The sequence below is a fragment of the Solibacillus sp. FSL K6-1523 genome (assembly GCF_038005225.1).
Classification (GTDB): domain Bacteria; phylum Bacillota; class Bacilli; order Bacillales_A; family Planococcaceae; genus Solibacillus.
Window position 1 is genome coordinate 2,972,633 of the sequence record NZ_JBBOSU010000001.1, and the last position, 16,062, is coordinate 2,988,694.

The following is a 16,062-nucleotide window of genomic DNA, read 5'->3' on the forward strand; positions in this document are numbered from 1 at the left end:
CCCTACAATTTGATCGTAATATTAGACACTTCACAATAAAATTCGAAGCTATGTGCCCCACCTTCACGGCCAATACCGCTATGCTTCATGCCACCGAATGGCGTTCGTAAGTCGCGTAAATACCATGTATTCACCCATACAATGCCAGATTCAATTTGACCGGCAACACGATGGGCACGGCGCAAATCATTGGTCCAAATTGTCGCACCTAAGCCGTAATTCGTGTCATTTGCATAGCCGAGTACTTCCTCTTCTGTATCAAACGGCAACACCGCAACGACCGGACCGAAAATTTCTTCTTTTACACAGCGCGAATTTTGTGTTAGACCGACAATAATCGTAGGTTCGATAAAATAGCCTTTGTCGATATTAGCTGGACGTCCGCCCCCTGTTAGTATTTGACCGCCTTCTTCGCGCGCAATATCGATATAGCCCATCACTTTTTCATAATGCTCTTTCCCAACAACTGAACCGATAGTTGTACTCGCTTCAAACGGGTCTCCTATTTTTAACTCATTTGTTCGTGCAGCAAACTTTTCGATAAAGGCATCAAAAATGGGACGTTCTACATAAATGCGCGAACCACATAAACACACTTGCCCCTGGTTCATAAAACTTGATTTTAAAGTCGTTTCAATTACTTCATCTAAATCCGAATCTGCGAAAATAATGTTTGGATTTTTGCCACCGAGCTCAAACGAAACTTTTTTTAGTGTCGGTGCAGCGGCTTTCATAATTGTCGTACCTGTGCGTGTTTCACCTGTAAATGTAATCGCGTCTACATCTGGATGCTCAGATAAAAAAGCACCTGTAGAATTGCCACCAAAACCGTGCACAAGATTGACTACACCGTCCGGCACACCCGCCTCTTTACAAAGTTCAACTAAGCGTGTAGCTGTCATCGGCGTTAGCTCGGCTGGCTTCATAACAGCTGTACTACCCGCCGCTAAGCATGGCGCTAATTTCCAAGTTAACAATAACAGCGGTAAATTCCATGGATTGATCATGGCCACAACCCCTACTGGACGGGTAACCGAGTAATGCAGCGCTATATTATCTTGGTTGTAAGATTCATTGCCTAAAGATGTTAAATAATCCGCAAAGAAGTGGAAATTATGAGCTGAGCGCTTTATATCCATTTCTAATGCTAATAAATACGGCTTTCCAGTATCCGTAGCTTCTAATGCCGCGAGTTCTTCAACATTTTTCAAAATTAAATCCCCGATACGGCGAAGAATTTGGGAACGTTCTTTTGTTGTGAAATCTTTCCACGGTCCTTTTAATGCCACTTTTGCCGCAGCAACCGCTTCGTCTACCTGCTCTTTCGTTGCCTCGGCAATCCATCCGACGACTTCTTCTGTCGCGGGATTAATATTTTCGAACTTCATTTCATCTTGGACATCGACAAATTGACCATTAATAAAATTGCGACAATTGATACTTTTCGTTTCAATTTTCGTTGGTTGCATAACACAGGTCACCCCTTCCATAATCGTGAGAACGACTTTAAGAAAATACCGTCTCCTGTACGATTTCCTTAAAGCCGCCCCTGCACTACTCTTCTATTTCTACGATCATTTCAATTTCAACTGCTGTATTATTCGGAAGCTGTGCCATCCCAACTGCTGAACGTGCATGCTTGCCTTTCTCACCAAAAACGTCAACGAGTAAATCCGATGCACCATTCATTATTTTTGGTTGCTGTGTAAAGTCCGGAGCTGAGTTGACCATACCAAAAATTTTAACGACGCGTTTCACTTTCGACAGGTCACCTAATTCATTTTTTAATACGGTAATGAGATTAATCATCGAATGTCTACAAGCTTCATAGCCTTCCTCAACCGAAAGATCCAAACCTAACTTGCCGTGGAATTGATCGACACCTTGCCCAGATGTGAAGAGTAAATTACCCGTACGCACACAGCTGACGTAATTTCCAACAGCTGAGCGGGGCTGCCCTAATTCAATTCCTAGTTCTTGCAAACGGTCTTCAGGCGTTTTCAACTGATTTACCATAGATTTTGCTCCTTTCAATGTTCAAAAAGGAAAGAACATTTTCTCCAAGGATGGCTGCACGGTCTTCATCTGACAATGCGCCATATTCATCAATGACTTTCCCTGGGTCAATTTCTCTAAGTAGGAACGGGTAATCAGAGCCCATAATGACTTTATCTACTCCGAACCGATCAATTAAATATTGAAGATTTTGTGGTTCATATACTAATGAATCAAAGTAAAAGTTTTTTGTGTAATAGCTTGGTGGATGCTCCGTCTTCCGTATGTCCGGCCATACTTTCCATCCTTGATCAAGGCGCGGTAATATATAAGGGAAAGACCCTCCACCATGCGCAAAGCATACTTTTAAATTTGGACATTTTTCCATCACACCGCTCCACAGTAAGCTCGCTGCAGCTAATGCTGTTTCGCTTGGCATGCCGATTGTGTACATGAAATTGTGTTCAGGCGTACGATCTTTTGCCATCGTTTCCCATGGATGCACGAACAATGGCATTTCATACTGTTCAGCTACCTTGAAAAATGGTAGTAAATAGTCGCTATCTAAATTTTGACCATTCACATTCGTTCCAATTTCAATACCAGCTAAACCTATTTCCTTACAACGAATGAGCTCTTTCACAGAAACTTCCGCATCTTGTAATGGCACTGTGCCTAATCCGATAAAACGATTTGGATATTGCTTTACTGTTTGCGCAATAAAATCATTTTGGTAAACGGCTAATTCCAGCGCTTGCTCGACAGGTGCCCAATATGAAAATGTTACAGGGACAGGTGATAAAACTTGCATATCGACACGCTCTCTATCCATATCTTCAATACGTTTTTCCGCATCCCATACTTGAGCATCAACTGCGCGGAAAACCTTGCCGGACACCATTATATCTGCCCCGCAGGAACATTTATTTTCTAATATCGGCCAGCGATCATTGCCGTATTTTTTCGCTAAATCGGGTAAGTCCTCTGGGTAAATATGCGTATGAAAATCTATTCGCATTGCCATTCACTCACCGTTTCAGGCATTACATGACCGCAGTTCGTACATGTACGGAGTTGTTCTGACCCATTAAAGAATGAAATGCCCTCTGCAATTTGTCGCCCAATATCTGTCACTTGTAAACGAGCCTTATATAGTTCATGATCACATTCACTACATAACCAAACTAAATCCTCTAATTCGCCTTCTTTACGTTTCCGTTCAATAACAATTCCATATGTGTCGGCTACACGATGTGGAGAATGGGGAACATTTGCCGGAAGCGTAAACATTTCTCCTTCTTTTACTTCCACAACTTCACGCTTGTTTGCATCATTAATGACTTCCACATAGCATGAACCTTGAATTTGGTAGAAAATTTCATCAGAAGGATCGACATGGAATTCACGACGCGCATTTGGACCTCCGATTAACATAATGAGAAATTCTGAGTCTTCCCATAGCACTTTATTATTAACAGGTGGTTTTAAAAGGTCTTTATTATCCTCAATAATTTTCCATAAATTTAATGATCTCGCTTTTAATTTGCTCACTGTTTCCTTCGTCATAAAAAATTCCCCCTTATAATCGTTAATAATTGATTGTCATATAACCGATTTCCCTTGAAATTAAGTTGGCTGCACGCACAACTTCCTGTGTAATGTGACGCTTTTCCTTTTCCATATAGGCTTTTTCACCAACTAAATTTAAGGCGGCTACCACTTGTCCGTTGTACGACTTAATCGGTGCTGCAATCCCATATGTTATTGTTTCATTTTCTCCGTCACTAATCGCATAGCCACGTTCCCGTACAAGCGCTAATTCTTCCTCCAATGTTTTAATACAAACAATCGTGTTCGGTGTGGCTTTTAGCATACCCCCTGCCAGCATAGGCGCCATAAACGATTTATTGTATGCCAGTAGCACCTTACCTATACTCGTTGCATGTGCAGGAAACCTTGTTCTCCCAACTAAAGTTGGCACAACATCCACATGAGGTGACATCGCTTTGAACACAAAACGGACTTTGCCATCATCAAACATACCAATATGAGATGTTCCTTTAAAACGGGCTAGCAATTGACTAATAATCGGTCCTGCTTCTGCATTAATATCTTGAAAATACATGACCTTGTTGCTCCACTCTAAAATTTTCCAACCTAAGCGATAACGACGGTCACTCCCTTGAATGAGAATTCTTTCTTGGCACATCGCTTTTAAAAAATGATGCGTGGAGCTCGGTGGTGAATTTAATTTATCCGCTATTTCCTTGTTGCTCAACGAAGGTTCATCATCCGTAAATAACTCAATAATCGTCGCTAACTTTGCAACAGATCCGATCAATCTCGCTTCACCACCCCTACATTTTTATGTGGACTGTTTGACAGCTTTGCCATTTTCTTTTGATAGAATTGACTCTACCAATTCGAACTTATGCTGGTTTTTAAACTTGGTATAGTAAATTGCTCGCTTACGGATAGGGTCACCTGTGTAATAACGCTCATATTGAAGTGCGCGCATACCAAATGCCTCGCCGCATAAATCCCATGCAAGTTTAAAGATTTTAATGCGTTCTTCTGCATCGACGCCTGCACGTCCACCATAATGACTATCAATACTCGGACGTAATTCAGGATTATCAAAATCAGCTTCTGTTGGCATCATTAATAAGCCACCAGCGCCAATTGTTTGCATCACTTCAATTGCACGTGGATACATTTCTGGCATCATACCACGAATGGTTTCAAGTGCCTCAGGATTTAAACGTGCCTCACCTTGTGGTGTAATCGTAAATTCATGCTCTGCTGTACGTAGTAATGCGCGAATGACTTCAACCGATTGAACGAGTTCACCTAAATCACGTTGTACATTTAGGAACTGATCAACACCGATTGAGTCCGCCACTTTACATGCAACTTCAACAGCAAAGGCAAGCTTTACATAACCACGGACACCCGATTGATGCGCTGGTTGCTCGGCAATTCCTGTCATTGGATACAGTAAATTCGCTGCTTCTACATTGTTATAGAGGAATACTTTATCCCAAGGTACGAGAACATCTTCAAATATTAATAACGCATCCATTTCTTCATAACGAGATGCTAAAGGATGATCGAATGTTGAACGTGTACCATCTTGAAGCGGCTCACGACAGATGATTTTTAACCCCTCCACATCAACCGGCACAGCAAATGCTAATGCATAACGCTCATCTCCTGGTGCAAATCCTGGGAACGAATAAATGATCACTTCATCTGTTATTGCTGCCAATGTCGCAAGCATTTTTGCTCCGCGCACAATAATTCCTTGCGTCGTTTCCTCTACAACACCTAAATGCGTGAATTGATCCGCTTGTTCCTGTGAAGTTTTACTCCGGTCATTTTGTGGGTTGACAATGGCATGCGTTAGGAATATGTCATTATCGCGTAAATGGCGGTAATAATTTTCAATATTTTTTGCCCAGTCTTGATTGTACTTCGCTAAGAACCATGAATTTTGTGCTAGTGATGTGACGACCGTATTTAAGAAATCTGGCGTGCGACCCATCAAGCCAAATGTTTGTCTTGCCACAATTTCGAACGCACGACTACGCTTCATAATGTCTTCATATGATTTTGCAAATAAAAATGAATTCGCTACACGTTCGCCTGTTTCTTTACAAATATGAGTCAATTCATCCTGATAATTAGGATCTGATTGTAAATCAAATAACTTCGCAATTTCTTGTATTGGTTGATGGAAATATGGCTCATCATAAACACTTTCCACAAGTTTTCCGTTTAACCATACTTCTGGTTTTCTTGATTTCAATGCATCAATATATTGTTGACCTGTTCGAATGCCCATTTTTTCAGTCCCTTCTAGATTGAAGTTTCTACTTTGCAATTTTTTCTTGTAGAGCCCATTTTGCCTTCATAAAAAGTTAATGCATGTTCATCGGTACGCTCAAAGCTTTCAACTTCTCCAATAAAAAGGACATGATCTCCTGCATCTACTTGCTTCCACGGCTTGCATTCGATAAAGGCTGCGGCATTTGAAAGCCTCGGAGCAATGCCACCCTTTTCCCATTTAATTTCTAATCCTTGCTGTTCACGGCCTGCAAACTGCCAAGCTATTTTTTCTTGATCTTCCGCTAAAATATTAATTGTAAACGCTTTATTTTGCATTTGAGTTAAAGAATTTGCTTTTTTATCAATCGAAACGAGTACAAGTGCTGGTTGTAATGACACCGATGTAAATGAATTTACGGTAATGCCATTTATATCATCACCATCAAACCAAGTAACGACTGTTACACCTGTTGCAAATTTGCCGAACGTCTGTCGAAGGTGCTTTATATCCATCACATCAAACCTCCTAATCAATTAAGTTATAAACATAGTAGCAATTTTAAATTTCTAGTTAATGGATTATATTTCATATAGTGAAATCGTATACTTTATTTTTCTGAATAATCAGATTTATAAAGTCAAAAAGAATCCATTTTTTATATCCTGCAATAACAGTTACGCTATTTTTTTGACCATTTTATCTTTTCTTTATTAAAAATAATGATTTTATGTTTATTTTTAATAAAATTCACCCATTTTCATTTTATTTTTATAAATTAGTGATTTGAGTAATTTTGAAAGTATCGATTTGAACGGAGAGTCGATGAATAAAGTCATCCATCATGGAAGCTTAGTCATTGCAATGCCTTTAGCGCTTGTTCAATATAAAGACGGGGATCTCGTTATTTTCAGTTACAATAACGAATATTCGCTCAAACGGTTTGCTCCAAACGAACTAGATGGCTATTTGCTATTCAAATCTGAATCGACGGACAGCTCGTTTAAAGACATCCCATTTGCTATGGTTGTTATGGAAGAGTTAAAAATTTATGGCAAAGTCGTTTATTACGGGAATACCTTGTAAATAAAAAAATAGGACCCCCAACCAATCTCCACCGTTCAAAATTTTGATACGGTGGGGAATTGGTTGGGAAATCCTATCCAAAGCCTTATTATTAATAAAAGAAACTCACTGTAACCGTTGCTATTGCTGAATTACTTCGAATCGTCCATTTTCAGAACCGCCATGAAAGCCTCTTGTGGAACTTCTACTGAACCTACTTGCTTCATACGCTTCTTACCCGCTTTTTGCTTATCAAGTAATTTACGTTTACGTGAAATGTCACCACCGTAACATTTTGCTAATACGTTTTTACCAATCGATTTAATCGTTGAACGCGCCACGATTTTTTGACCAATGGCTGCTTGAACTGGTACCTCGAATTGCTGACGAGGAATTAATTCTTTTAATTTTTCTACGATTACTTTTCCGCGCTCATAAGCAAAGTCTTTGTGCACGATAAAGCTTAATGCATCGACTTGTTCACCGTTTAATAAAATATCCATTTTACTTAATTTCGATGGTTTATAGCCGATTAATTCATAGTCAAATGAAGCATAGCCCTTCGTATTTGATTTTAAATAATCAAAGAAGTCATATACAATTTCTGCTAATGGCATTTCATATTGAATCGAAACGCGTGTCGCATCGATATAATCCATGCCGATGAAGTTTCCACGTTTTATTTGACAAAGTTCCATTACGGCCCCTACGAAATCGTTTGGTACCATAATTGTCGCCTTTACGTATGGCTCTTCAATGCGATCGATTTTTTGCGGATCTGGCATCATAGACGGGTTATCTACTTTTATCTTTGCTCCATCCGTTAAATGTACCTCATAAATTACAGACGGTGCTGTTGTAATTAAATCAATTTTAAATTCACGTTCGATACGCTCTTGAATAATTTCCATGTGTAATAAACCTAAGAAACCACAACGGAAACCAAATCCTAGCGCTTGAGATGTCTCTGCCTCATATTGCAGCGCTGAGTCATTTAATTCAAGTTTCTCTAATGCTTCACGTAAATCATTGTATTTTGCTGTATCGATTGGATAAAGTCCGCAATATACCATTGGATTTAATTTTCGGTAACCTGCTAATGGTGCTTCTGCTGCACGAGTTCCAGCAAATGTTACCGTATCCCCTACACGCGTGTCTTGTACGTTTTTAATAGAGGCCGTTAAGTAACCTACATCTCCAACTGTTAACTCTTGTTGTGGCGTCGCTTTTGGTGAGTGGATGCCGACTTCAATTACTTCAAATTCTGCGCCTGTCGCCATCATTTTAATTTTATCGCCAGCTTTTACTGTACCGTTAACAATACGGATTGAAATGATTACGCCTCGGTAAGCATCGTAAACAGAGTCGAAAATAAGCGCTTGTAACGGCGCATCTGGATCACCTGTTGGAGCTGGTACTTTTTCAACAATTTGCTCTAAAATATCAACAATACCAATACCCGCTTTAGCTGATGCTAGTACTGCATCCGATGCATCAAGTCCGATTACATCTTCTACTTCTTGACGAACACGCTCTGGATCTGCGGCTGGTAAGTCAATTTTATTAATAACTGGTAAAATTTCAAGATCATTATCTAAAGCTAAATAAACGTTTGCAAGTGTTTGGGCTTCGATACCTTGTGCAGCATCTACAACAAGAATCGCTCCTTCACATGCAGCTAATGAACGAGACACTTCATACGTAAAATCGACGTGTCCAGGTGTGTCAATTAAGTGTAACGTATATGTTTCTCCATCTTTTGCATTATATTTCACTTGTACGGCATTTAATTTGATTGTAATACCACGTTCACGCTCTAAATCCATTGAGTCTAGTAATTGTGTTTTCATTTCACGTTGCGTTACCGTTTTTGTTGCCTCTAAAAGACGGTCAGCTAATGTAGATTTCCCGTGGTCAATATGTGCGATAATCGAGAAATTTCGAATATTCTCTTGGCGCTTTAAACGTTGTTCTCGGTTCATGTGTTTGTCCTCTCCTAATTAGAAAAAACACCTATTCTCCATTTACATTCGAGACGGTGTCATTACGTATGTAGATGAATAACTACTTACCTTTTCCACTAAAATACGGCCCCTAGCTCCATGCACAACTGTACAATTGACCGCTAGAGGCAATTTGTCTTTTAAATTATACTATGAACTGACGTGAAACTACAACAGTCAACAACAATCTAATGAAATCAAATTTTTTTGAAGATGTCTTTTAACATCTAAAAATGCTTAAATTGCTGTTTCAACAAATGCTTTGGCAATTGCCTTTGCGAGAACTGCCATTGTTCGCTCCAATTCCTGTTCGTTATTATCAATCCCACCGAATTCAATTAATAACATCACCGGTGATAAATCCTGATTGTAAATCCCGTTAACTTTCTCGCCTTCTTTTTTTATAATGCCGCGGGAAATGCCAGGTACCATTTGATTTAATTGCTCACTTAGCTTTGTCGCATAAGCTAAATTCGATTTATAACCCGAATGCTCTGCACCTACTACAAACGCAATTTTCGCATAGCTTTCTCCATCTCGAACTAAAGTTGTCGCTTTGGCAGGCACGGAATCACGATGCAAATCCAAAATTAAATCGTATTTTTGTTTCGTCAGTTGTTCAGCTAGAACGGGGCGAACGATTTTATACGATTGATTTAACTTTGCACCATTTCCCATCACATCAAAATCTAGTACACTTGGGGTAATACCATTTAATTGTAAGTAATTTTTCATCATATCTTGCATTGAAAAAATATTCGTTTGATCGTCGTAGTGATCGTACGATGCTGTTAAGCCTTTTGTTTGCTCTACGATTGGCTTATAAGACTCATGAGAATGTGTATACAACATAAGTACATTGAAAGGCGTACTAGGTTGTAGCTGTTGTATCGGGTCTAAATCTGGTTCTGCGCTTAGGTCTGGATCTGGATTTTCATTGACTAGTTCCTCTTCCGTAACATTCTGTGGCGCTGCATAAACCATATATTTCTGTTCCTCTGGTGCTGTTGCAACTTTGTTATTTGGAAAAGGTAGCTGCCCGATTGCAATTGGCAACACAAATAAAAATAATAATAAAAAGCTTAAGCGTTTCATTTTTTCCATGTACAACACCCTTTCTCCACTACGATATGGAAATAGGGTGAAAATTAGAACATTTCTCTAGTATTTTTTAGGAGCTAAGAATTAAAAATAATACAAGCTAGTTTTGTCCGTGTGGCATCTTTGAAACCCATTCAAACAAGCTTTCACTTAATAAATAGGCATATTGAATTAACCAAAAATCGACTTCTTTCGGTGTAACAACTAGCCTTTCCGGGTGCGTCATGAATACCTCTTCGAAAAGCTGACGGCGATCTTCTGTTGTCCAAGTTGCCCACTCACCAAATATAGGCTCAATCACTTTTAAATCTACTTCTTCATTCGATGGTGTCCAATTTGTTACAGATAATTTACTAGATGGTTTTCCTTTTTCCGAAATTTTCGCAGCAATCGAACGAAATACGACATCAATTGCGTCTGCGATTAAAATAGGTGCTTCTACAACTGTTGGAATCCCGATTGCCGTTACAGGTACACCTAATTCTTCCTCTGATATTTCCTTGCGTTGATTGCCGACACCTGCCCCTGGATGAATCCCGGTATTTGTAAGCTGAATCGTTCTGCACAATCTTGCACTTCCACTTGTCGCTAATGCATCAATGACAATGACTAATGAAGGCTTAATTTGTTCGGCCAATGCTTTTACATAATCACTCGTTTCAAACCCTGTTTGTCCTGTAACACCAGGTGCATATAAAATAAATGATGGCTTTTCTAATTCCGATTGCTTTTTATGCATAGAATCAATCGTATACGGTCCAATCGCGTCTGGCGTAATCGTTTTATTTCCGAGACCGATAACTAAAATTTTCGAATCCGCCGTAAGTGGCACTTTTTTATGCAACTCATCTAAAGACTGAAGCAAGGTTTCTCTCATTTGCGAGAAACCTTCATTATCCTCTGTTGATAAAGTTGGGATTGAAAGCGTTATATACGTTCCTTTCTTTTTCCCAATCTGCTCTTCCCCCAGTGCATTGACATTGACTTTCGTGACTTTCACACGTTTTTCTTGCCACTCTTCAATTTCAATCCCACGGCTTTGCTCAAGTGTGTCCTTTTGTTGTGCCGTTTGGTGTAAAACGACTTCTTCTGATTCATCAATTAAATCTGTGCGATTCCATTCAATATTTTTCATAAAAGCACCTCCAATTGAAGTGTGTTCAAACTGTCAAGTAAATATTCTTTGCATTTATGTATTGCAATTCCCTCAATCCTTTGGTAGAATGATTTTTGTTGTATTGACACATGAAAAAAGTGAGAAGATACTCAATCTTATACCTACAATCTAGGAGGTGAAAGATATGCCAAACATTAAATCTGCTATTAAACGTGTACAAGTTAACGCTAAAGCAAACGCTGCAAACACAAACGCTAAATCAGCAATGCGTTCTACAGTGAAAAAAGCTGAAGTTGCATTAGCTACTGGCGCTGAAAACGCACAAGAATTAGTATTAGCTGCTTCTAAAGCATTAGATAAAGCTGTAACTAAAGGTCTTATTCACAAAAACGCGGCTGCTCGTAAAAAGTCTCGTTTAGCGAAAAAAGCTTAATTTTAAGTAATTAAGGTCAACTGTTCTGTACAGAACAGTTGGCTTTTTTCGTTGCTCCAATTCATGTTTTTCCCCATGCAAAAAAACATGAAAACCACCTCACATTAAAAGGGTTCCCATGCTTCAATCTTTTTATAGCTGTTTCATTAAAAATAATTCTAAGTGGCGCTCACGATTGCCACCGGTTGTTTTTAATTGTAAATCAACATTTGCAAGTGTGTACAGCGCCTGTAACAATCTTTGATCCGTCGGGCGATTTCGTTGATTTGAAACCATTTGTACGCGGTACGGATGTACTTTTAATTGTTTCGCAATTTGTTGCTGGTGATAACCCTTCTTCTGCAAATAATAGACATGAATCATCGTTCGAATATTATTTGCCAGCAACCCTACCAATTTAATCGGTTCTTCTTTTTGACGCAGTAAATCATGGTAGATGATTAATGCTTCCTCTTGCTTGTTATTTAAGTAGGCATTTAGCATTTTAAACGCATCTTGCTCTAATGTTTTTGCCACCAAATCCTCAACAAGTTCCACCGAAATTTCAGGTTCTCCACCTAAATATAAGGCCATTTTTTCAATTTCCATTTGATGTTGTAACATATTTGGACCGACCATTTCGATTAATTTTTGAATGGCCGCTTCGGTAATTGCCTTGCCATGCTTTGCAACTTCGCTACGAATCCACGCATTTAAATCATTATTTTGTGGCGTTTCTGCTAATAGCACAACACTTTTTTCTTTCATGAGCTTCGTTACTTTTTTACGCTCATCTAGTTTTTCGTACGGTGCTATAAAAATGGTTACTGCCGTATCTGTTGGATTTGCTAGCCAATTTTCAAGACGCTTTACATCATGATCTATTTTTTCTTTCCCTTTTTCAGTCGCTTTTAAAAAGGATGCATTTTTGGCAATAATTAGCTTACGTTCTGTGAAAAAAGGAATCGTATCGGCCTCATCAATGACAAAATCAATTGGCTGTTCGTTTAAGTCGAATGTCATCACTTCTGTTTCCTCTTCTTTACTGAGCGCTGCTTTTAATCGCTTAATCGTTTCGTCAACGAAATAGGATTCTTCTCCAACAAGTAAATAGACAGGAGCGAAATTCCCTTTTTCAAAACCTTGCCAAACCTTTGTAAACATTTTGGGAACCTCCTTGTACTATATGTAAACTCTAGTATACACATTTTTTCGAACTGTGCGAATGTGAATACTTTAAGTCCTAAAGTTAGATGTCAACAATGGAATTTTTAGGATTCCATATAGCTTTTTAAAAAGGATTGTCTTATAATTATGTGTGATTAGGAGGGATTACTTATGGCAGGACATCAAGATCCAAATTACGTATCTGAAAACCCGTTCGAGGGCCGTGGCCGTGCAATGCGAGGTAACGACTTCCCGGATGCTGGTTACGGATTCGCAATCGGCACAGGTTTCTTCGTCGTAATATTTATTATTGCGATGGTTGTTGAATTCTTTACTCGCTAATTTCCTTACTTGGTCCTTTTCGTGCATCATTGTATGAAATGCGATCAACTTTTTGTGGATTTCGTGCATTTCCACAAAAAACGGAGCCATTCCTAAAACCACCAACAAAGTGGACAGGAGTTGTTCCGTTTTTTTATGTTCTATCCTACCTAAACAACGCGTTCGACGTTTCTACTGTGATTTTAACTTGTTTAACGATGAGTTCCACAGTACCATCATAGCCTGTTATGAAATAAGGGATTTTTCGTGCCTCAAAGCGCTCAACTACTTCTGGATGTGGATGACGGTAACGATTATTTTCTCCAGCCATAAAAATGGTTAGCTGCGGATTCGTTAGCTGGACAAATTCTTCAATGCTCGATGTTTTACTGCCGTGATGTCCCGCTTTCAACACCGTTATATTTTGAAGTATTTGCGGATATTGTTTAACTAATGCTTGCTCCCCCTCTTTTTCTAAATCTCCTGTAAATAATGCGCGAAAATCGTCTTTTTGCACTAGCAATACAAGCGAATCATTGTTCCCCTCATATTCTGTTTCCTGTGGCCATAAATAGTAAAATTGAACGCCTGCTTCCTCCCAAGATTGTCCAGCCATTTGCTCTTTCAAAATCATATTTTTCGGCATCATTTCTTCCATAAAATCATTCATGACAGGTTTAGTAATTGAATTAGGTGTCACATGTACTTCTTTCACAATAATTTCTTTCAATAGTTCCTCCGCCCCTTCTACATGGTCTGCATCGGCATGCGTTAAAATAAATGTATCGATTTTTTGAATTCCGCGCGCCTTTAAATACGGTACGACTACTTGACGCCCTACCTCATAATGTTGCTGACGTGACTGCCACGCCTCTTGATCAAAACGTAATAATCCGCCTGAATCAATAACAATTACCTGTTTTCGATACGGTAATTCAATGACGATACAATCTCCTTGCCCGACATTTACAAAGGCAATTTTCAAATCATCATGCAAATATGATTGGACATGGAAAAGACTTGCCGGAATGAGTAATACGGCTACAATTTTGATTAACTTTGCGCGACAATCAAGCAAATAGAAGGCTAAAAGAACGCTTGCATACAATAAAACAAGCCAAAATAGCGACGGTTTGCCAGGATTCCACATTTGTATAATGGGCTGCTGAATAATGAAAATGAGTTCAGTCAAGCCATTTCGCAATGGTTCATAAAGCATAAAAATAACTGTTGAAATAGGTATAGGAAGGAAGGTTAACACGAGCAATAACAAGTTGATTGGTAAAATGACAAAGGAAAATAGCGGGACAAAAACAATATTGGCAATAAATGAGGATAAACTAATTTCAAAAAAGTGAAATAATAATAGTGGATAAACGAGTAATTGACAAACAAATGTAATTAAAAATGATTGAATCCACCAGCTAGAGTAGCGGGATAAAATCCGACCTGAATAAACGAGGCTATATGTCGCTAAATAGGATAATTGAAAGCCGACTTGAAAAATCGCACCGGGCTCAATGCATAAAAATACGATAAAACTTATAGCTAACGCATCATCAATTGATATTTTCCAACGTGCATATTGGGCAAGCATGACGAACTCGACGACGCTCACCGCACGCCATACAGAAGGGGCTCCTCCCGCCAGCATCGCATAAATTGGAAGAAGGATGAGTAAAATGATGTTCGCCGTTTCTCTACGTACACCAAGTCGCAACATCATTTGAAAAAAAAGCCATGAAACGAGTCCCACATGTAAGCCAGAAATCGCAAATAAATGGGTAATTCCTAATTTTTGATAGGCGCGGGTTAATTCCTCATCAACATTTTCTTGTAAGCCAATTAATAATGCCTGCGCTTCTGCTACAAGAGAGTCAGGAAATTGCCGGCTTATATGTTCCTTTAATCGAAAACGCTGCTCATAAATAGGTTGCAAGACGTGACGCTTTTTTCCTAAATAAGTGAAGGAAGAAATTTCAACAATCCCCCGCGCATTTTTACTTTGCAAATAGCGCGCCATTGAAAAACCGTATTTATGCGCGGGTAAAGAAGGCTTAACTTGCTCACCTACGACTAAAAATTGCATACCAGCTAGTGATTGGCCTGCAAGTTTTTCTTTTTCCACTTGGCTATTGATTTTGTAGGTGACATAAACTTTTTCACGCTGTTCGTCTTTCATAATTCCGCGTAGCATGGTCCCATTTATTTTGTATTCATCTGTCCATGTCATGACGGCCGGTAGCGTTACAGGCTTTTCTAGTTTTTGCGCCGTAAAGCTAAAATAACTGAAAAATACGCCCCCTACGATCATAAGTAATATGAGATGCATTTTTTGTAGTTTTTTATACAGTGCAAACACAAATAATAAACCGAGTAATAATAAAAGCCTTACCGATTCAAATGCAGCAAGCGCACTAATACAAATCGATAAGGCGTAAAAAAGCCAATTATGCTTGAACAAGCTTCCCAAATAATTCATGCATCTTCTCCTCAAGAGGGATCAATTCCTCTTGACTAGCACCGAGTTCACGCAACTTTTCTAACAGTTCAAATGTTAAGGCATATTTCTCATCTTGAAGAAAGTCAATTTTTGCTTCATCAAATGGAATATGGGCAACATGAACATTTGCTTTTTGGAAAAGCTCCATTGCATAAGGGTTATTTTTGTAATCCTTCGCATAATACACATTTTTTATCCCTGCTTGTATAATCGTTTTCGTACAAGGTAAACATGGAAAATGCGTTACATATAGGTCTGCTCCGTTGGCAGGTGTTCCGTACTTCGCGCATTGTAATAATGCATTCGTTTCGGCATGTACAGTACGCACACAGTGGCTGTCCACAACATAACACCCTTCATCGATACAGTGCTCGTCCCCTGAAATCGACCCATTATAGCCCCCTGCAATGATACGTTTTTCTCGTACAATCGTCGCTCCAACAGCTAATCTTGTACAAGTACTTCTCATAGCGAGCAAATGACTTTGCGCCATAAAAAACTGATCCCATGTAATACGCTCCATATAATAACCTCCAAAATTTTTCACTTCTC

At 39.1% G+C, this 16,062-nt stretch carries 16 protein-coding genes; 3 read left to right on the top strand and 13 right to left on the bottom strand.

What is annotated here, in order from left to right:
• Positions 1-2 precede the first annotated feature (2 nt).
• The 7 genes from MHI10_RS14355 to MHI10_RS14385 form a co-directional block, all read right to left on the bottom strand.
• The gene (locus MHI10_RS14355; RefSeq protein ID WP_340786540.1) at positions 3-1,469 is read right to left on the bottom strand and encodes an aldehyde dehydrogenase; all 1,467 of its coding nucleotides are present in this window, start codon (positions 1,467-1,469) and stop codon (positions 3-5) included.
• Positions 1,470-1,554: 85 nt separating this feature from the next.
• Positions 1,555-2,016, bottom strand: a complete 462-nt coding sequence (locus tag MHI10_RS14360; protein WP_340786542.1) for a RidA family protein — start codon at positions 2,014-2,016, stop codon at positions 1,555-1,557.
• Positions 1,991-3,019 (bottom strand): amidohydrolase family protein, encoded by a 1,029-nt coding sequence (locus tag MHI10_RS14365; protein WP_340786545.1) that lies wholly within the window; start codon positions 3,017-3,019, stop codon positions 1,991-1,993. Before MHI10_RS14365 ends, MHI10_RS14360 begins: the two co-directional genes overlap by 26 nt.
• On the bottom strand, positions 3,004-3,561 hold the full coding sequence (locus MHI10_RS14370; RefSeq protein ID WP_445683188.1) for a 3-hydroxyanthranilate 3,4-dioxygenase: 558 nt from the start codon (positions 3,559-3,561) through the stop codon (positions 3,004-3,006). Before MHI10_RS14370 ends, MHI10_RS14365 begins: the two co-directional genes overlap by 16 nt.
• A gap of 22 nt (positions 3,562-3,583) precedes the next feature.
• On the bottom strand, positions 3,584-4,336 hold the full coding sequence (locus MHI10_RS14375; RefSeq protein WP_340786547.1) for an IclR family transcriptional regulator: 753 nt from the start codon (positions 4,334-4,336) through the stop codon (positions 3,584-3,586).
• 24 nt (positions 4,337-4,360) lie between these two features.
• A complete protein-coding gene (locus MHI10_RS14380) occupies positions 4,361-5,839 on the bottom strand; it encodes a 4-hydroxyphenylacetate 3-hydroxylase family protein (RefSeq protein ID WP_340786548.1) in 1,479 nt (492 codons plus the stop codon).
• A gap of 14 nt (positions 5,840-5,853) precedes the next feature.
• On the bottom strand, positions 5,854-6,336 hold the full coding sequence (locus MHI10_RS14385; protein ID WP_340786549.1) for a flavin reductase family protein: 483 nt from the start codon (positions 6,334-6,336) through the stop codon (positions 5,854-5,856).
• 295 nt (positions 6,337-6,631) lie between these two features.
• Here MHI10_RS14385 and MHI10_RS14390 point away from each other — a divergent pair, with 295 nt between their 5' ends.
• On the top strand, positions 6,632-6,907 hold the full coding sequence (locus MHI10_RS14390; RefSeq protein ID WP_340789250.1) for a S24 family peptidase: 276 nt from the start codon (positions 6,632-6,634) through the stop codon (positions 6,905-6,907).
• 131 nt (positions 6,908-7,038) lie between these two features.
• Here the strand turns inward: MHI10_RS14390 and lepA are convergent, their stop codons facing one another.
• The 3 genes from lepA to gpr all read right to left on the bottom strand — a co-directional run bounded on the left by lepA (position 7,039) and on the right by gpr (position 11,125).
• Positions 7,039-8,868, bottom strand: coding sequence for a translation elongation factor 4 (gene lepA / locus MHI10_RS14395; protein ID WP_340786553.1), 1,830 nt, complete (start codon positions 8,866-8,868; stop codon positions 7,039-7,041).
• A gap of 258 nt (positions 8,869-9,126) precedes the next feature.
• Positions 9,127-9,993 carry a stage II sporulation protein P gene (gene spoIIP, locus MHI10_RS14400; RefSeq protein WP_340786555.1) on the bottom strand — a complete coding sequence of 289 codons (867 nt, stop codon included), beginning with the start codon at positions 9,991-9,993 and terminating at the stop codon, positions 9,127-9,129.
• A gap of 97 nt (positions 9,994-10,090) precedes the next feature.
• On the bottom strand, positions 10,091-11,125 hold the full coding sequence (gpr, locus tag MHI10_RS14405) for a GPR endopeptidase (protein ID WP_340786558.1): 1,035 nt from the start codon (positions 11,123-11,125) through the stop codon (positions 10,091-10,093).
• 166 nt (positions 11,126-11,291) lie between these two features.
• Here gpr and rpsT point away from each other — a divergent pair, with 166 nt between their 5' ends.
• Positions 11,292-11,540: a 30S ribosomal protein S20 gene (gene rpsT, locus MHI10_RS14410; RefSeq protein ID WP_340786561.1), complete on the top strand. Its 249-nt coding sequence runs from the start codon at positions 11,292-11,294 to the stop codon at positions 11,538-11,540.
• A gap of 132 nt (positions 11,541-11,672) precedes the next feature.
• On the opposite strand, the gene holA is transcribed toward rpsT, so the two are convergent.
• Positions 11,673-12,683, bottom strand: coding sequence for a DNA polymerase III subunit delta (gene holA, locus MHI10_RS14415; RefSeq protein WP_340786562.1), 1,011 nt, complete (start codon positions 12,681-12,683; stop codon positions 11,673-11,675).
• Between the two features lie 174 nt (positions 12,684-12,857).
• Here holA and MHI10_RS14420 point away from each other — a divergent pair, with 174 nt between their 5' ends.
• A complete protein-coding gene (locus MHI10_RS14420) occupies positions 12,858-13,028 on the top strand; it encodes a YqzM family protein (protein ID WP_340786564.1) in 171 nt (56 codons plus the stop codon).
• Positions 13,029-13,173: 145 nt separating this feature from the next.
• Here MHI10_RS14420 and MHI10_RS14425 read toward each other — a convergent pair whose 3' ends face one another.
• Complete coding sequence (locus MHI10_RS14425) at positions 13,174-15,489, bottom strand: DNA internalization-related competence protein ComEC/Rec2 (protein WP_340786566.1); 2,316 nt, start codon at positions 15,487-15,489, stop codon at positions 13,174-13,176.
• The gene (locus MHI10_RS14430) at positions 15,458-16,033 is read right to left on the bottom strand and encodes a ComE operon protein 2 (RefSeq protein WP_340786568.1); all 576 of its coding nucleotides are present in this window, start codon (positions 16,031-16,033) and stop codon (positions 15,458-15,460) included. The genes MHI10_RS14425 and MHI10_RS14430 overlap by 32 nt, the downstream gene beginning before the upstream one ends.
• Positions 16,034-16,062 lie beyond the last annotated feature (29 nt).